17 protein-coding genes are annotated in these 16,809 nt (G+C 73.9%); 8 read left to right on the forward strand and 9 right to left on the reverse strand.

The window, feature by feature from the left end; translation table 11 throughout:
• Window positions 1-31: 31 nt before the first annotated feature.
• The 5 genes from ACK8OX_RS08380 to ACK8OX_RS08400 form a co-directional block, all read right to left on the reverse strand.
• Window positions 32-850 (reverse strand): putative hydro-lyase, encoded by an 819-nt coding sequence (locus ACK8OX_RS08380; protein WP_430663528.1) that lies wholly within the window; start codon window positions 848-850, stop codon window positions 32-34.
• Between the two features lie 135 nt (window positions 851-985).
• Window positions 986-1,435, reverse strand: coding sequence for a MarR family winged helix-turn-helix transcriptional regulator (locus tag ACK8OX_RS08385; RefSeq protein WP_430663529.1), 450 nt, complete (start codon window positions 1,433-1,435; stop codon window positions 986-988).
• Window positions 1,432-1,614, reverse strand: coding sequence for a hypothetical protein (locus ACK8OX_RS08390; RefSeq protein WP_430663530.1), 183 nt, complete (start codon window positions 1,612-1,614; stop codon window positions 1,432-1,434). Before ACK8OX_RS08390 ends, ACK8OX_RS08385 begins: the two co-directional genes overlap by 4 nt.
• Before the next feature lie 4 nt (window positions 1,615-1,618).
• Window positions 1,619-2,809, reverse strand: coding sequence for a Gfo/Idh/MocA family oxidoreductase (locus ACK8OX_RS08395; RefSeq protein WP_430663531.1), 1,191 nt, complete (start codon window positions 2,807-2,809; stop codon window positions 1,619-1,621).
• Window positions 2,810-2,811: 2 nt separating this feature from the next.
• Window positions 2,812-3,771 (reverse strand): PDR/VanB family oxidoreductase, encoded by a 960-nt coding sequence (locus ACK8OX_RS08400; RefSeq protein WP_430663532.1) that lies wholly within the window; start codon window positions 3,769-3,771, stop codon window positions 2,812-2,814.
• A 131-nt stretch (window positions 3,772-3,902) separates the two neighbouring features.
• Here ACK8OX_RS08400 and ACK8OX_RS08405 point away from each other — a divergent pair, with 131 nt between their 5' ends.
• From ACK8OX_RS08405 to ACK8OX_RS08415, 3 genes are all read left to right on the forward strand, one after another.
• Window positions 3,903-5,222, forward strand: a complete 1,320-nt coding sequence (locus ACK8OX_RS08405) for a Rieske 2Fe-2S domain-containing protein (RefSeq protein WP_430663533.1) — start codon at window positions 3,903-3,905, stop codon at window positions 5,220-5,222.
• A gap of 60 nt (window positions 5,223-5,282) precedes the next feature.
• Window positions 5,283-6,275, forward strand: a complete 993-nt coding sequence (locus ACK8OX_RS08410) for a PhnD/SsuA/transferrin family substrate-binding protein (RefSeq protein ID WP_430663534.1) — start codon at window positions 5,283-5,285, stop codon at window positions 6,273-6,275.
• Window positions 6,276-6,341: 66 nt separating this feature from the next.
• On the forward strand, window positions 6,342-7,403 hold the full coding sequence (locus tag ACK8OX_RS08415) for an isocitrate/isopropylmalate dehydrogenase family protein (protein WP_430663535.1): 1,062 nt from the start codon (window positions 6,342-6,344) through the stop codon (window positions 7,401-7,403).
• A gap of 6 nt (window positions 7,404-7,409) precedes the next feature.
• Here ACK8OX_RS08415 and ACK8OX_RS08420 read toward each other — a convergent pair whose 3' ends face one another.
• A complete protein-coding gene (locus ACK8OX_RS08420) occupies window positions 7,410-8,114 on the reverse strand; it encodes a haloacid dehalogenase type II (RefSeq protein ID WP_430663536.1) in 705 nt (234 codons plus the stop codon).
• Between the two features lie 65 nt (window positions 8,115-8,179).
• The gene (locus tag ACK8OX_RS08425; RefSeq protein ID WP_430663537.1) at window positions 8,180-9,064 is read right to left on the reverse strand and encodes an isocitrate lyase/PEP mutase family protein; all 885 of its coding nucleotides are present in this window, start codon (window positions 9,062-9,064) and stop codon (window positions 8,180-8,182) included.
• Between the two features lie 81 nt (window positions 9,065-9,145).
• Here ACK8OX_RS08425 and ACK8OX_RS08430 point away from each other — a divergent pair, with 81 nt between their 5' ends.
• The 5 genes from ACK8OX_RS08430 (at window position 9,146) to ACK8OX_RS08450 (ending at window position 13,900) form a co-directional block, all read left to right on the forward strand.
• Window positions 9,146-9,925, forward strand: a complete 780-nt coding sequence (locus tag ACK8OX_RS08430; RefSeq protein WP_430663538.1) for an IclR family transcriptional regulator — start codon at window positions 9,146-9,148, stop codon at window positions 9,923-9,925.
• The gene (locus ACK8OX_RS08435; RefSeq protein ID WP_430663540.1) at window positions 9,922-11,208 is read left to right on the forward strand and encodes a 3-isopropylmalate dehydratase large subunit; all 1,287 of its coding nucleotides are present in this window, start codon (window positions 9,922-9,924) and stop codon (window positions 11,206-11,208) included. Before ACK8OX_RS08430 ends, ACK8OX_RS08435 begins: the two co-directional genes overlap by 4 nt.
• Complete coding sequence (locus ACK8OX_RS08440; protein ID WP_430663541.1) at window positions 11,205-11,729, forward strand: hypothetical protein; 525 nt, start codon at window positions 11,205-11,207, stop codon at window positions 11,727-11,729. Before ACK8OX_RS08435 ends, ACK8OX_RS08440 begins: the two co-directional genes overlap by 4 nt.
• A 15-nt stretch (window positions 11,730-11,744) precedes the next feature.
• Window positions 11,745-12,743, forward strand: coding sequence for a Bug family tripartite tricarboxylate transporter substrate binding protein (locus ACK8OX_RS08445; RefSeq protein ID WP_430663542.1), 999 nt, complete (start codon window positions 11,745-11,747; stop codon window positions 12,741-12,743).
• A gap of 86 nt (window positions 12,744-12,829) precedes the next feature.
• Window positions 12,830-13,900 carry a tartrate dehydrogenase gene (locus ACK8OX_RS08450; RefSeq protein ID WP_430663543.1) on the forward strand — a complete coding sequence of 357 codons (1,071 nt, stop codon included), beginning with the start codon at window positions 12,830-12,832 and terminating at the stop codon, window positions 13,898-13,900.
• A 22-nt stretch (window positions 13,901-13,922) separates the two neighbouring features.
• Here the strand turns inward: ACK8OX_RS08450 and ACK8OX_RS08455 are convergent, their stop codons facing one another.
• Window positions 13,923-15,557 (reverse strand): thiamine pyrophosphate-binding protein, encoded by a 1,635-nt coding sequence (locus tag ACK8OX_RS08455; protein ID WP_430663544.1) that lies wholly within the window; start codon window positions 15,555-15,557, stop codon window positions 13,923-13,925.
• Between the two features lie 39 nt (window positions 15,558-15,596).
• A complete protein-coding gene (locus ACK8OX_RS08460; RefSeq protein ID WP_430663545.1) occupies window positions 15,597-16,805 on the reverse strand; it encodes a CaiB/BaiF CoA transferase family protein in 1,209 nt (402 codons plus the stop codon).
• Window positions 16,806-16,809 lie beyond the last annotated feature (4 nt).

Consider the following 16,809-nt stretch of genomic DNA (forward strand, 5'->3'; position numbering starts at 1 on the left):
TCGTCTCCCTGTTCTCGGCGGAATCGGCCCGCTACAGCACCGCCAATGCGCTGTTGCGGAGGTCGGTCACCAGCATGCAGCCGGGCGCGTGGGTGATCGCGAAATCCGGCTTCGCCGCGGCGATGACGGCCTGGGGCGTGACGCCGCAGGCCCAGAAGACCGGGATCTCGTCCGCCAGCACCTCCACCGCGTCGCCGTAGTCGGGCCGCGACAGGTCCCCGATGCCGATCATGTGCGGGTGGCCGAGATGCACGGGCGCGCCGTGCACGCCGGGAAAGCGGCTCGTCACCTGCACGGCGCGGATGGCGTCGGCGGGGCGGAAGGGCCGCATGGAGACGACCATCGGCCCGGCGAAGGGCCCGGCCGGGGCGCAGGCGATGCTGGTGCGCCACATCGCCACGTTGCGCCCCTGCTCCACATGCCGCAGCGGGATGCCGTCCTCGATCAGCGCATGTTCGAAGGTGAAGGAACAGCCGATGACGAAGGCCACCAGATCGTCGCGCCAGAGATGGCGGATATCGGCCGGTTCCTCCACCAGTTCGCCCCGGCTCCAGACGCGGTAGCGCGGCAGGTCGGTCCGCAGGTCGAGGTCGGCGCCGAGTTCCGGCAGGTGCGGGCTGCCCGGCTCCGCGATGCCCAGCACCGGGCAGGGCTTAGGGTTGCGCTGGCAGAAGCGCAGGAAATCCGCCGCCAGTTCTGCCGGCAGGATCGCCAGGTTGCCCTGCACGAAGCCGGGCGCGAGGGAGGAGGTGTGGCCGGCCAAGGCGCCGGCCCGCGCGGCCAGCCGCACGGCCAGGCCGGTCTGCGGCGCGGGTTGCGGCTGCGCGCGGGTCGCGGCTTCGTTCGGCATGCGCGGGGTCGGGCCTCCTCGGGGCGGCGCCTGGGTTGCTGGACGTTGCGGCGATGATGCCCGCCCCGGCGTTGCGCGCCAATCATGATTCCACCGCCCCGGCCGCGCATGGCCCGGCGGGGCCGATGCGCAGGCTCAACCGGCCTCGCCGAGATTGCGGCGCGCGCGCCGCAGGAGCGCCAGCAGCGTCGCGACCTCCTCCTCCGACATGCCCCGGGTCGCGAGGCCGATCACCTCCCTTGCCTGCGGCAGCAGGGATTCGCGGAGCGCGCGGCCGGCCTCGGTCAGGCTGACATGCACCTTGCGCCGGTCCTCCGCGCTGCGGTCGCGCCGGATCCAGCCGGCGCGCTCCATGCCGCGCAGCGCGATCACCGCGGTGGGTTCCTGCATGCCGATGCGGGTGGCGAGCTCGCGCTGCGTCAGGCTTTCCTCCTCCCACAACACGCGCAGGAAATACCAGGCGCCCTGCGCCACGCCGCGCGCCTGCAGCCGGGCCCCGAGCGCGCGCTGCATCAGACGGTTGAGGTCGCGCAGCTGGAAGCCGAGGCTGTCCTCCAGCGGCAGCGGCGCCGCCCGGCGGGTCATCGCGGGCGGTTCGCGGCGGCGGTGATGCCGGCGATGAAATCCTGCTCCGCCGCCGCGGCGGAGGCGTAGCGCGGGGCGGTGGTGACGAAGGGCTCCGCGCTGTCGGCCGGCAGGTGGACGGAGAGGTAGAACAGGCCGGTGGCCGCGTCCTGCCTCGGCTCGATCCGCAGCGTCGCCATGGCGTCAGTCCCTCGTCGCAACCTGGTGGTGCAGCATGACCTCCCGCCCCTCGCGCGAGGAGCGGAGCAGGGCGAGGCAGGCTTCCAGCGTCGCAAGGCCCCAGGCGCCGTCATGGGTCGGCGCCGCGCCATCCAGCACGGCGGCGCAGAACTCGTCCAGCACCTCGGCCCGCGGCAGGGGGGGCAGGGGGGTGGGCTCCAGCCAGCGGCGGTCGTCGGCATGGATCACCACGCCCTCGGCCGTGGGGCGCAGGTCCGCGCCCTCGCAGCTGGCGAGGACGAAGCCGAACTGGTTGTGGAAGGCGGGCGGCGCGGCCGGCGGCAGGCCGGGGGCGGAGCCGGGCGCGCCATAGGCGCGGCCGCGCTTCAGCGCCTCCTCCTCCTCCGGCGTGGCGGCGCCGGACAGGGCGGCGCGGGCGGTGCCGTAGGCGCCGGGGTCCTTGCGCGCGCCCAGCTCCCCGACCCAGCCGAGGAACTCGTCGGAATCGAACCTGCCATGGCCGCTGTAGGTGGCGGTCGCGGCGGCGCCCGATTCGAATTGCAGGAAGGCGGCGTAGGCTCCCTCGGTCGGCCGCGCCGGGTCCCAGGCGAGCGCCTGCGCCCGCAGGCTCCGCAGCATCCCGCCGCCGAGCAGCCGGATGATGTCGAGCTGGTGCGCGCCCTGGCTGAACACCACCCCGCCGCCCTCGGCGGTCACCAGCTCCTCGCGCCGGCGGGGGCGGTAGAGGAAGTCGGTCGCGTTCAGCGCCGTCACCATCCGCACCGCGCCGTAGCGGCCGGAAGCGATCAGGCGCCGCGCATGCAGGATCGGCCCGTCCTGGCCATGGCTGTGGCCGACCAGCAGCCGCGTCCCGGCCGCCCGCGCCGCGGCCACCATGGCGTTGGCCTCCTCCAGCGTCACCGCCATCGGCTTCTCGCACAGGACGTGCCGGCCGTGGCGCGCGGCGGCGACCGCCTGCCCGGCATGGAACTGATGCGGCGTGGCGAGGTAGATCGCCTCCACCGCCGGATCGGCGCAGAGCGCCTCGAACCCCTCATGCGCCGTGCCGCCGAAATCCTGCACGAAGCGGTCCCGCGCCTCCCGCCGCGGGTCGAAGGCGGCGACCAGCTCCACCCGGCGGTGATGCGCGAGCGCCGGCAGCATCAGCATGAAGGCGCGGCCGAGCCCGGCGACGCCGAGGCGGAGGCGGCGCATCGCTAGAGGTCCAGCACCAGCTCGTCGCAGCCCGGTGCGGCGCGGGACACGCAGGGCATGATCCAGCCGGCCTTCTCGTGCTCCATCAGCACGAGGTCGCGATGGTCCGCCGCGCCGGAGAGCAGGCCCGTGCGGCAGGTCCCGCAGGTTCCGGTCTCGCAGGAGGAGGCCGGCGCGTGCCCCGCGGCGCGCAGCGCATCGAGCATGGTGGTGCCGGCCGGAACATCGACGCCGCCGCCGGACCGCGCGAGCCGCAGGCGGAAGGGCAGGTCCTCCGGCCGCGGCTTCGCGGCGCCGCCGAAATCCTCGAAATGCACGGCGGAGGCGGGCCAGTGGCCGGTCATGTCGCGCACCGCCTGCATCAGCCCGCGCGGGCCGCAGCAATGCAGGTGCCGCCCCTTCGGCTGTTCCAGCACCGGCCACAGGTCGAAGGCGCGGTCCGGGTCGCCGCCGTCGTGGTGGACCACCACCTTGCCCCGATATGCGGCCAGCTCCTCGGCGAAGGCCGTATGGGCGGGGCTGCGGGTGAGGTACCACAGCTTCCAGGGCGGCCCGCCGCCGCCTTCCAGTTCCCGGATCATCGACATGATGGGGGTGATGCCGATGCCGCCCGCGATGAACACGCGGGAGACCGGGCGGCCCTTCAGCGGGAAGTCGTTCCGCGGCGCCGTGCAGGGCAGCAGGTCCCCCTCGCGCAGCCCGTCGCAGAGCGCGACGGAGCCGCCCTGTCCGCCTTCCTCGCGCTTCACCGCGATGGCGCAGGCGGACAGGTCCGCCGGGTCGGAGCAGAGCGAGTAGCGCCGCACCAGCCCGTTCGGGGTGCGGACCTTCACATGCGCGCCGGCCGTGAAGGGCGGCAGCGCCGCGCCGTCGGGGTGGACGAGGTCGAAGCGGTGGATGTCGAGCGCGATGCGCCGCGCGGCGGCGACGCGCAGCGGGTGGAAGTCCTCGGCGTCCGGCACGCGGCGTTCCCCTGGTGGCAGGCTGGTACTTAGAAAGCTAAGCATCCCGGGTCAATGCCCTGGACAGCCCCGGGCAGCGCCGGCATATCTTAGCCATCTAAGTATCGCGCCGCCACGCGGGAGGACACGCCATGCTCACCGGTGCCGAGAACGACCTGCTGTGCCGCGTCGAGGGCGAGGCGCCGATGGGCCGCTTCATGCGCCAGCACTGGCTCCCCGTCTGCCTCTCGGAGGAGGTGGAGGAGCCCGAGGGCAAGCCGGTGCGCGTGGAAGTCCTGGGGGAGAAGCTGGTCGCCTGGCGCGACGCCGAGGGACGGGTCGGGCTGGTCGGCGAATTCTGCCCGCACCGCAAGGCCAGCCTGGTCTATGGCCGGAACGAGGATGGCGGGCTGCGCTGCCTCTATCACGGCTGGAAGGTGGATGCCGACGGCCAGGTGGTGGAGATGCCCTCCGAGCCGGCCGAGGCCTGCGCCGCGGCGAAGTTCCGCCACACCGCCTACCCGACCGAGGAGGCGGGCGGCTTCGTCTGGGCCTGGATGGGCGACCGCGCGGCGATGCCCGCCTTTGAGCCGCCGCCCTTCGCGCCGTCGCCGGACACGCGGGTGTCCATCGGCACCGCGCGGGTGGACTGCAACTGGGCGCAGGTGGTGGAAGGGCAGATCGACAGCGCGCATTCGTCGTCGCTGCATTCGTCGGACATGGTGCCGGCGCGCGTCGGCCGGGCGGGGGCCAATGCGAAGACCTGGACGCGCCCTTCCACCGACAAGGCGCCGCGGCTGCAGGTGCAGCTGACCTCCTACGGCTTCCGCTACGCCGCGATCCGCCGGCCGATCCAGAACGCGGCGACGCACGACTACATCCGCATCACCACCTTCGTCGCGCCCCTGACCAGCCTGATCCCGCCCAATGCCAGCTACAACGTGGCGCAGGTGACGGTGCCGGTGAACGACACCACCTGCATGTTCCACTTCATCGCCTGGGGCGAGGGGCCCGACGTGCCCTCCACCGCGGAATGGCGGCGCTTCCTGTCGCTGACGCCGGGGGTGGACGTGGACCCCGCGCGCGGCTGGCGGCGCCTGCGCGTGCGGGAGAACGACTACCTCCAGGACCGCAACTGGATGAAGGCCGGCAACTTCACCGGCATCAAGGGCATCCCCGCGCAGGACATGGCGATGTGGGAGAGCATGGGTCCGGTCGCCGACCGCAGCGCCGAAAGGCTCGGCGCGTCCGATGTCGCGATCGTGCAGTGGCGCCGCCTGATGATCGAGGCGGCGCGCGCCTTCGCCGAGGGCGCCCCCGCGCTTGGCCGCACCGAGCCGCGCGTGCCGCTGCGCGACATCGCGAGCTTCGAGGGCGTGGTGCCGAAGACGACCGACTGGCGCAGCCTCGGCACCACGGAGCTGGAGCGGGAGAGGTTCGCCGGCGCGCCGGGGATGCGGGCCGCGGAGTGATACCGCCTGCCGGGGGGCAGGTGTAGGCTGCGCGTGGAGAATCGAGTCCGGGAACCGCGCATGTCCAGCCTGCAGCTTTCGGTGGCGATCGGGCCGTATGACCGCATGATGCCGCTCGTCCAGGGCGAGGTGCGGATCGACGCGGTGGACCCGCAGTTCATGCTGCTCGAGCCGGAGGAGATCTTCTTCCGCGCCATGCGGCACGAGGCCTTCGACATCTGCGAGCTGTCGCTCTCCTCCTACGCGCTGCGCGTGGCGCGCGGGGACAGCCCCTATGTCGCCGTCCCCGTCTTCCCGTCCCGCGCCTTCCGCCACACCTGCATCGTGGTGCGCGCCGACCGCGGCATCCGCACGCCGGCGGACCTGCGCGGCAAGCGCATCGGGATGCCGGAATACCAGCTCACCGCCAATGTCTGGGCGCGCGCCATCCTCGAGGAGGAATACGGCGTCCACCAGCGCGACATCACCTGGGTGCGCGGCGGCTACGAAAGCCCCGGCCGGGTGGAGAAGCTGGCCGTCACGCTGCCCGAGGGCGTGCGGGTGGAGGATGCGCCGGCGGGCGCCACCATCTCCGCCATGCTCGCCGCCGGCGAGCTGGACGGCGTGATGGGCCCGCGCGCGCCGTCCTGCTTCGAACGCGGCGACCCCGCCATCCGCTGGCTGTTCGACGACCCGACGGCGGAAGCGACGGCCTGGTTCCGCAAGACCCGCATCTTCCCCGTGATGCATGTGCTCGGCATCCGCAGGTCCCTGGCGGAGCGCCACCCCTGGCTGCCGGGCGCAGTGACGAAGGCGTTCGAGGCATCGAAGCGCCGCGCGATGGAGAAGCTGGCCGATACCTCCGCCACCAAGGTCACGCTGCCCTTCGTCGAGGAAAGCCTGTGCCGCGCGCGGCAGCTGATGGGCGAGGACTTCTTCAGCTACGGGCTGGCGCCGAACCGGCATGTCTTCGAGTATTTCCTGCGCCACCACCACGCGCAGGGCCTGTCGGGCCGCGTGCTGAGCCCCGAGGAACTGTTCCACCCGAGCACGCTGGAAAGCCACAAGGTCTAGCGCACGACCCCGCCTGCCGGACGGTGCCGGGCGGACGGACAGCTAGGAAAGAAGGAAGCGGACTGGATGCAACTGATCGTTCTGCCCGGCGACGGGATCGGCCCGGAGATCACGGAGGCGACCGTCGCCGTGCTGGAAGCGGCCGCGCAGGCCTTCCAGCTGCGGCTCGACCTGCAGCACGACGTGGTGGGGCTGGAGAGCCACCGGCGCCACGGCACCACCGTCCAGCCCGCGCTGCTGGACCGCGTGCGGGCGGCTGACGGCCTCATCCTCGGCCCGACCTCGACGCTGGAATACAGGCCGGGGGACCCCGGCCAGGTCGGCCCGTCGAAGTTCTTCCGCAAGGGCCTCGACCTGTTCGCGAACATCCGTCCCGCGCGCACCTATCCGGGGATGCCCGCGCGGCTCGGCCAGTTCGATCTGGTGGTCGTGCGCGAGAACACGGAAGGCTTCTACGCCGACCGCAACATGGAACAGGGCAATGCCGAGATCCTGGTGACGCCCGACGTCGTCGTCTCGATGCGGCGCATCACGCGGCATTGCTGCCTGCGCATCGCGCGCGCGGCCTTCGAACTGGCGCAGCGGCGCCGGAAGAAGGTGACGGCGGTGCACAAGGCGAATGTGCTGAGCGTGGGCGACGGCATGTTCCTCGACTGCTGCCGCGAGGTCGCCAGGGACTTCCCCGAGGTGACGCTCGACGAGGTGATCGTCGATGCGATGATGGCGCATGTGGTGCGCAACCCGGCGCGCTTCGACGTCATCGTCACCACCAACATGTTCGGCGACATCCTGTCGGACCTGACGGCGGAGATGTCGGGCAGCCTCGGCCTCGGCGGGTCGCTGAACGCGGGGGCGGACAGCGCCATGGCGCAGGCGGCGCACGGCTCGGCCCCCGACATCGCGGGGCAGGGCATCGCGAACCCGGTCTCGCTCATCCTCTCCACCGCGCTGCTGCTGTCCTGGCACGGGCGGCGGAAGGGCGAGCCCCGCTTCGCCGAGGCGGGCGCGGCGATCGAGGAGGCGGTGGCGGCCGCGATCGGCGCGGGCGAGAGCACGCGCGACCTCGGCGGCGGGCTCGGCACGCGGGATGCGGGCGCGGCGGTCGCGGCGCGGCTGAAGCGGGGCTGACGCGGCTCAGCCCATCGCGTCGGCGAGCGCCGTCATGCTGGGCAGCACCAGGTCGGGCTGGTGCGGCCAGCGCGCGAAGGGGCGGCGGCGGCGGTCGATGAAGGCGGCGCGCATCCCCGCCGCCTTCGCGCCGACGCAGTCGAATTCGTGGTTGGCGACGAACAGCACCTCCTCCATCGCCACGCCCATCTTCCGCGCCGCCATCTCGTAGGTGGCGCGGTGCGGCTTGAAGGCGTTGGCTTCCGCCACGCTGATCACCGCGTCGAAGGGGATGCCGTGATGCGGCTTCGCCGCCTCCAGCATGTCCGGGTCGCCGTTCGACAGCACGACGATGCGGTAGCGCGCCTGCAGGCGGGCCAGCGCCTCCGGCACCTCGGGGAAGCAGCGCAGGCGCTCGATGCAGGACACCAGCCAGCGCACCTCCTCCTCCGTGTGGTCGATCCGCGCGCGGGTCAGGACGTGGCGGACCGACAGGTGGCCGATCTCGCGGTAGGAGGTGTGGTCCCGCCCCAGCAGCGCATCGATCATCGAGTTCTCGAAATGCGTCCGCCGCCACCAGGTGACGAAGGCGTTCGGGTCGCCCGCCCAGCCCTTGGCGGCGAGGAAGCCCGCCGCGGCGTCCCGCAGGCCGCCCTGCATGTCCACCACCGTGCCGTACTGGTCGAACATGCAGACCTTGATGCGGGTCCTGAGCGTCGCGGCGTCGGTCATCGGTGCTGGTCCTCCTGTGCCGGGGCGCAGCTTCGCCGGGCGGGCCGGGGCTGGGAAGCCGCGCGTCAGGCGCCGCCCCGCCAGGCGGCTTCCTGCGCCATCAGCGCTCCGGTGCCCACCACGCCGTCGCGCAGGCTCGCGGGGGCGAGGTCGGCGGCCATCGCCCGGCTGTCTCCCGCCTCCAGCACCGTGGCGAAGCAGCGCGCCATGGCCGCGATTGCGGCGCGCTGCGCGTCGCCCGGATAGATGATGATCCGGACGCCGAGCGCGCCGAGGCGCTCGGGCGGCAGGGGCAGGCCGGTCGCGCTCATGCTCGCGTTGAACAGCAGCGGCGCGGGGTGCAGCGCGGCGGCGGCGCGGGCGATGGCCCCGGCATCCTCCAGCCCCTCCACGAAGGCGATCTCGGCCCCGGCGGCGAGATAGGCGCGCATCCGGGCGAGCGCGGCGGCCTCCCCCTCGGCCTTCAGCGCATCGGTGCGGGCGATCAGCAGCGGCCCGCCGGGCGGCAGGGCCGCGCGCGCGGCGCGCATCCGCGCCAGCATCTCCTCTGCCGCCACCACACCCACGCCGTCCAGCAGCCCGCATCGCTTCGGGAAGGGCTGGTCCTCGATGTGCAGCGCCGCGACGCCGAGTCGCGCGAGGCGCCGCGCCGCATGGGCGACGTTCAGCGGCCCGCCATAGCCGGCATCGGCATCGGCGATCACCGGAACCCCGCCCGCGCCTTCCACGATCTCGCCGATGCGGGCCTCCATCTCCGCCAGGCCGATGATGCCGAGGTCGGGCTGCCCCGCCGCGCGCGCGATGGCCCCGCCCGAGGCGTGCAGCGCCGCCGCCCCCGCCCGCACCGCGAGCCGTGCCGACAGGCCATCCCACACGCCGGGCGCCAGCACGGGCCGGGCGGGGACGGCCATCAGGCGGAGAAGGCGGGCGGCCGGGCTGTCCTCGGGCATGGCGGGTCCTCCGGGCGGGGTGGTTGGGTCTTGCGGCGGGGCGGCTAGTTCGATATGCCGAACGGAGTTCGGAATAGCCCCGTGCCGCCCCACCCCGTCAAGTCCGCCACCCGCGCCCTGGACGTGCTCGAACTGCTGGCCGACCGGCCGCAGCCCCTCGCGCATGGGGAGATCGCGCGCGTCCTCGCGGTGCCGAAATCCAGCATGACGGAGCTGCTCGCGACGCTGGAGGCGCGCGGCTATGTTGCCGTGGAGGCCGACCGCTACCGGCTCGGCCCCGCGCTGCTGACCCTGGCGGGGACGCTGCTGCGCCGGACCGACGTGGCGCGCATCGCGCAGCCCGTCGTCGCCTCGCTCATGCTCCGCAGCGGCGAATCCGCGGCGCTGGTGCTGCGCGACGGGGCGGAGGTGGTGGTGGTCTGCAAGGAGAATTGCGACCAGCCAATCCTCTATTCGCGCCAGCTCGGCCAGCGCGGGCCGATCAACGCCTCGGCCGGCGGCAAGGCGATCATGGCCTTCCTGCCCGCCGAGGAGAGGGAGGCCTGGCTCGGCTCCGGCGCGCTGCGGCAGGTGACGCCGCATTCCGTCACCGATCCGGCGGCGCTGCGGGCGGAACTGGCGGCGGTTGCGGCCGGCGGCATCGCCTGGAGCCGGGAGGAGATGGTGGCGGGCATCGTGGCCATGGGGCTGCCCGTCTTCGATGCCACGGGGCGACCCTGCGCGGGGCTGTCGGTCGGCGTGCCGCTGGCGCGCTTCGATGCGCCGCGGGAAGCGAGGGTGGAGGAGGCGCTGCGCGCCGCGGCGGCGGAGATCTCCGCCGCGCTCGGCTGGTGCGGTGGGGAGAGGAGGGCGGCGGAGTGAAGCGTGCGCAAACCATGGCCGAGGCGATCCTGTCGCGGGTCTGCGGCCGGGCGGTCGCGGCGGGCGAGATCGTGATGCCGGAGGCCGAGCTGGTCACCGTGCATGACTGGTACACCGTGAACGCCTTCCGCACGCTGGAGGAATTCGGCGTGACGCGGCTGCACGACCCCGCCCGCGTGCTGCTGGTGACGGACCACGAACCGCTTGCCGTCTCGCCACAGGCCTTCGCGCGCCAGCAGGCGGTGCGGGCCATCGCGCAACGCTTCGGCGTGGCGCACCGCGATGCCGGTCGCGGCGGCCTCGGCCATGTGTTCCCGGTGGAGGAGGGGATCGTGGTGCCGGGCATGTTCGTCCTGGCCTATGACCCGCATGTGACGAATTACGGCGCGGTCGGCGCGCTCGGCGTCGCGGTGCTGACGGAGGTGCCTGAGGTGCTGGCCTGCGGCTCGGTCTGGCTGCAGGTGCCGGAGACGCTGCGCGTCGAGCTCGCCGGCGCGCTGCCCTTCGGCGTCTTCGCGCGCGACGCGGCGCAGAAGCTGATCGCCAGCCACGACGCCGCCCTGTTCGAGGATGCGGTGGTGGAATACGGCGGCCCGGGCCTTGCCGCGCTGCCGATGGATGCGCGCCACACGCTCTGCAACACCCCGGTCGAGCTCGGCGCCGTGTCGTCCCTGGTGGAGCCGGATGCGCGCTGCCTGGACTATGCCCGCGCCCGCGCGCAGCGGCCGATGCACCCGGCGCTGCCCGATGCCGGCGCGACCTATCGCGCGCGCGTCACGCTCGACCTCTCCGCCCTCGCGCCGCAGGTCGCGCTGCCGCCGACCCCCGATAACGCGGTGGACGTGACGGAGGTGGCGGGCCGGCCGATCCAGCACGCCTTCATCGGGTCCTGCGCGTCGGGGATGCTGGACGACCTGCGCGTGGCGGCGAACCTGCTGCGCGGCCGGCAGGTGGCGCCGGGCGTACGCCTCATCGTCACGCCCGCGACGCAGCAGGTCGCGGCCGATGCGGCGGCCGAAGGGCTGGTCGAGGTCTTCCTGCGCGCCGGCGCGATGGTGACGGCGCCGGGCTGCGGCGTCTGCGCGGGTGGGCGGATCGGCGGCGTCGCGTCCGGCGAACACTCGATCGGCACCGGCACGCGCAACGAACCCGGGCGGCTCGGCGCGCATGACGCGGTGCTGCACATCGCGGGGCCGGCGACCGTGGCGGCATCCGCCGTCGCGGGCGCCATCGCCGATCCGCGCCCCCTGCTGCGGGAATCCGGCTGGAGGCATGCGGCATGAGCGACCTGGTCCTGCGCGGACGCGCCTGGGTCTATCCCGACAACGTCGCCATCGACGGTGACCTGATGGCCCTGGAATGGGCCCTGAAGCGCGAGACGCGGCCCGAGGTGCTGAAGGACCACGTCTTCGCCGGCCTCGACCCCGGCTTCCCGAAGCGCGCGCAGCCCGGCGACATCGTCGTGGGCGGGCGCCGCTTCGCGCAGGGCAACGCGCATATCCAGGGCATGATCGGGCTGAAGGGCTGCGGCGTTGGCCTGGTGGCGGAGAGCATCCCGATCGGGTCCTTCCGCAACGCGCTCGCCGCCGGGCTGCCGGTGCTGCCGCGCTGCCCCGGCGTCCGCGCCATGTTCGCCGACGGGGAGGCGGTGGAGGTGGATTTCGTCGCCGCCCGCGTCCGCAACCTGGCGCGCGGCACCGAGGCATCCTTTCCGCCGCTCGCGCCCCATCTGGTCGAGATGCTGCGCGCGGGCGGCTGGGGCCCGATGTTCCGTCGCCGCCTGGATGCCATGGCGGCCGCCTGAGAGAGGGGGAGAGACATGATCCAAGCCTTCCGCACGCAACGTCGCGCCCTGCTTGCCGCCGTCGCCGCGACCGCGCTGCCGCTGCCGGCCCTGGCGCAGGCCTATCCGTCGCGCCCGGTGCGGCTGGTGGTGCCCTTCCCGCCGGGCAACACCTCCGACATCCTCGCCCGCCTCGTCGCGGAGGAGCTGCAGCGCCGCCTCGGCGCGACGCTGGTGGTGGAGAACCGGCCCGGGGCCTCCGGCGCGCTCGGCGTGCAGGCGGTCAGCGGCGCGCGGCCGGACGGGCTGACGCTGCTGGTCACCACCCAGTCGCCGCTGGTCATCAACCCGCCGTTGACCCGCAACCTGCCCTATGACCCGATCCGCGACCTGGCGCCGATCGCGCTGTTCGCGCGGACCGGGTTCGCGCTGGTGGTGGCGCCCGACTTCCCCGCCCGCACGATGGCCGAGGCCGCGGCGCTGCTGCGCGCCGCCCCGCCCGGGCTCTACACCGCCGCCAATCCGGGGCTGGGCACGATGAGCCACCTGGCGATGGAGCTGCTGGCCCATTCGCTGGGCGCGCGCGTGGAATCGGTGCCCTATCGCGGCAGTTCGGCGGCGCTGCTCGACCTCGCGGCCGGGCGCGTGCAGCTGATGATCGACGGCTTCAACTCCGCCCTGCCGCAGGCCCAGGGCGGCCGCGCGCGGCTGCTCGGCGTCGTCGCGCGGCAGCGTTCGCCGCTGGCGCCGGACGCGCCGAGCATGGCGGAGAGCGGGGTGGCGGAACTCGCCGGGCTCGAGGCGATGTCCTGGACCGGGCTGCTCGGCCCGGCCGGCACGGCGCCGGAGGTGGTGGCCTGGTGGAACGCCGCGCTGCGCCAGGTGATGGGCGACCCCGCGGTGGCGTCGAAGCTCGCCCAGACCTACATCGAGGCGGTGGTGCCCGGCGGCCCCGAGCCCTTCGCGCGGGAGATCGCGTCCGATCTCGCGAAGTGGACCGGCGTGGTGCGCGACGCGCGGATCGAGCCGCAGTAGCGGCGGCGCGGCGCCACGGGCCGAGATTGCCGGCGGCGCCGCTTCCCCCTATGCGGGCTGCGGCACAGCACCGCCCAGGAGCCCCCATGCGCACCCACCGCATCGCCGCGATTCCCGCCGACGGCATCGGGAAGGAGGTCATCCCGGCCGGGCTGCAGGTCCTGCGGGCGCTGGCCGAGCGCGATGGCGACTTCCGCCTCGACGTCACGGAATTCCCCTGGGGCAGCGACTACTACCGCGAGACGGGCCGCATGATGGCGGAGGATGGCCTGGACGTGCTGAAGGGCTTCGACGCGATCTTCTTCGGCGCCGTCGGCGACCAGCACCTGCCGGACGACATCACCCTGTGGGGCCTGCGGCTGCGGATCTGCCAGGGCTTCGACCAGTATGCGAACATCCGCCCGACCCGCGTCCTGCCCGGCCTGACCAGCCCGCTGCGCGCCGTGAACCCCGGCGACATCGACTGGGTGATCGTGCGCGAGAACAGCGAGGGCGAATACGCCGGCCATGGCGGCCGCGCGCATCGCGGCCATCCGGAGGAAGTCGCGACCGAGACCGCGATCTTCACCCGCGCCGGCGTCACCCGCATCATGCGCACCGCCTTCGGCATCGCCGCGTCCCGCCCGCGCAGGCTGCTGACCGTGGTGACCAAGTCCAACGCGCAGAAGCACGGGATGGTGTTCTGGGACGAGATCGCGGCCGAGGTCGCGCGCGACTGGCCGCAGGTGACGTGGGAGAAGGAGCTGGTGGATGCCATGGCCGCGCGCATGGTCCGCCGCCCGGCCAGCATCGACACGGTGGTGGCCACCAATCTCCACGCCGACATCCTGAGCGACCTTGCGGGCGCGGTGGCGGGCTCGCTCGGCGTGGCGCCGACCGCCAATCTCGACCCGTCCCGCCGCTTCCCCTCGATGTTCGAGCCGATCCACGGATCGGCCTTCGACATCGCCGGCAAGGGGGTCGCGAACCCGGTGGCCACCTTCTGGACCGCCGCGATGATGCTGGACCATCTGGGCGAGGCCGCGGCCGCGGCGCGGCTGATGGCGGCGGTGGAGCGGGTCTGCGCCGATGGCGTGCTGACCGCCGACCTCGGCGGCAGCGCGACCACGGCGCAGGTGACGGACGCCGTCTGCGCCGCGATCCGCGGCGCGAACTGACGCGCGGCGGCCCGCGCGCCGGTCAGCCGCGCCCGGGACGCGGCAGCACGGCGCGGAGCGAGGTGCGGATCACCGCAGCCAGCGGCCCGGGCGCGCGCAGCGCCGCGGCCAGGGCGGGCAGGTCGGCGCGGCCCTCCACCCGCAGTACCGGGGCGCCGAAGGCGCCGGCCCAGGCCGCGAAGTCGGGGTTCGCCAGGTCGGTGCCGCTGGCGCGGCCGCCATGCTCGCGTTCCTGGTGGATGCGGATGGAGCCGTAGGACCCGTTGTCCGACAGCAGCAGCTTCACCGCCGCGCCGCGGGCCATGGCGACGGCGAATTCCCCGCCCGTCATCAGCGCGCCGCCATCGCCCACCGCGCAGATGACCTGCCGCCCGGGATGGCGCAGCGCGGCCGCGACGGCGGCCGGCATGCCGAAGCCCATCGCGCCCGAGATCGGCGCCAGCAGGCGCTGCCCCTGCCGCCAGGCGACCTTGCGGTAGAAGGGCGCGCCGAAGGTGCCGGCATCGAGCGTGACGATCGCATCCGGCGCCGCCGCACCCTCCACCAGCTTCGCGACCTCGGCGAAGGCGACGCCGTCCGGCCAGTCACCCGGCGCGACGGCGCAATCCGCCAGGTGGATCGCCCGCAGCGCGGCGACCCACTCCTCACGCCCTGCCGGCGCGGAGGGCGTCTCGGCATCGAGCGCGGCGAGGGTGGCCAGCGCATCGGCGGGCAGGGCGAGCGTGGCCGGGAACTGCCAGCCGAGGAAGCGCGGATCGGCGCAGCCATGCACCAGCGCCTGGCCGCGCGCCGGCCAGGTCCAGCCCTGCGTCGTGATGTCGGTCAGCCTTGTGCCGAGCGCGAGCACGAGATCGGCCTCGGCGAAGGCCGCGCGCTGCGCGTCGGGGTTCCGCAGCCCCATGTCGCCGGCGTAGAGCGCGTGGTCGTTCGGGAACAGGTCCTGCCGGCGGAAGCTGACCGCGACAGGCAGGCGCCAGGCCTCGGCGAAGCGGAGCAGGGCGGCGCGCCCGCCCGGGGCCTCGAAGCCGTGCCCGGCGAGCAGGATCGGCCGCCGCGCGGCGCGCAACAGGGCAGCGAGCCGCGTGGCATCGGCGGGCGCCGGCGGCGCGGGAAGCGGCCGAGTGGCAGGGGGCGCCGGCGCGGGGCAGGGCATGGCCAGCACGTCCTCCGGCAGGCTCAGCACCACCGGGCCGGGCACGCCGCCGGTGGCGATGGCATGGGCACGCGCGATCATCTCCGGCACCTGCCCGGGCTCCGTCGCCTCGCCGATCCACTTGGCGATGCCGCGGAACATCACGGCATAGTCGATCTCCTGGAAGGCGTTGCGCCGGAGCGACGCGCGCGGCACCTGCCCGACCAGCAGGATCAGCGGCACCGCATCCTGTTCCGCCGTGTGAACCGCGATCGCCGCGTTGCAGGCGCCCGGCCCGCGCGACACCATCACGACGCCGGGCCGCCCCGTCAGTCGCGCATCCGCCACCGCCATGAAGCCCGCCCCGCCCTCCTGCCGTGCGGTGACGAGGTCGATGGTCGGGTGCCGGTGCAGCGCATCGAGCAGCGCGAGGTAGCTTTCGCCCGGCACGCAGAAGGCACGGTCGATGCCCTGGGCGGCGAGGAATTCGACGAGGCGCGCGGCGGCGGTCGGATGGGGCTGCATGCCGGAAGATTAGCGGCACCCTGCGCGGTGGGAAGGCCGCTAGCCGCCCAGCACGCCCTTCGCGCGCAGCGCCGCGATCCCGGCATCGTCGAAGCCAAGCTCGCGCAGCACCTCGCCGCCGTGCTGGCCGAGAAGCGGCGGCGGCCGCAGCGCCGATTGTTCCTCGCCCGGGAACTTGATGGGGCGGCCGAGCAGCTTCAGCGTCCCGGCGGACGGGTGCTCCACCTCCGCCACCATGCCGCGCGCGGCGGCGTGGGGATGGGCGAGCGCGGCGTTGACGCCGAGGACGGGCGCGTGCGGCACGTCATGCGCGGCCAGCCGTTCCTCCCACTCCGCGACCCTGCGCGTCGCGGTGATGGCGGCGATGCGGGGCTCGATCTCGCCGCGGTGTTCCCGCCGCAGCGCCATGGTAGCGAAGCGCGGGTCGGCGCCCATCTCCGGGCAGTCCAGCGCGTCGCAGAGCTTCGGCCAGAAGCGGTCGGCGAGGCAGGCGATGACGATGACGCCGTCGCGCGCCGGGAAGCCGTCATAGGGCACGACGGAGGGATGGCGCGACCCCATCGGCGCGGGGTCGCGCCCGGTGACCTGCGCGAGCTGCGCGAGGTAGCCGAGCAGCGACATGGTGCCATCGTAGAGGCTGACATCCACCACCCGCCCCCGACCCGTGGCGTGGCGCTCGTGCAGGGCCGAGAGGATGCCGATGGCGCCGAAGATGCCGCCCGACATGTCGCCCACCGGCAGGCCCATCTTCACCGGCGCCGCGCCTTCCTGCCCGTTGACGCTCAGCACGCCGCTCAGCGCCTGGGTGACGATGTCGAAGGACGGCTTGTCGCGCAGAGGCCCGGTCAGCCCGAAGCCGGAGATGGCGCAGTAGATCAGGCGGGGATTCGCCCCCATCAGCGCCGCGGCGCCGAGGCCGAGGCGGTCCATCACGCCGGGGCGGAAGTTCTCCACCAGCACATCCGCGGTCGCGGCGAGCCGTCGCAGGATCTCCGCGCCCTCGGCTTGGCGCAGGTCCAGCACCAGGCTGCGCTTGCCGCGGTTGAGGCCGACGAAATAGTGGCTCTCCCCCCCGACGAAGGGCGCGAAGCCGCGCGTCTCGTCCCCCGTGCCGGGCGGTTCCACCTTGATGACCTCGGCGCCGAGGTCGCCCAGGAACTGCGTCGCCAGCGGCCCGGCGAGGACGCGGGTGAGGTCGAGCACGCGCAGCCCGGCCAGCGGGCCGGGCCAGGCGCCGGCATCGTCCATGCCG

It is taken from the genome of Falsiroseomonas sp. CW058 (assembly GCF_050563535.1).
Classification (GTDB): domain Bacteria; phylum Pseudomonadota; class Alphaproteobacteria; order Acetobacterales; family Acetobacteraceae; genus Falsiroseomonas.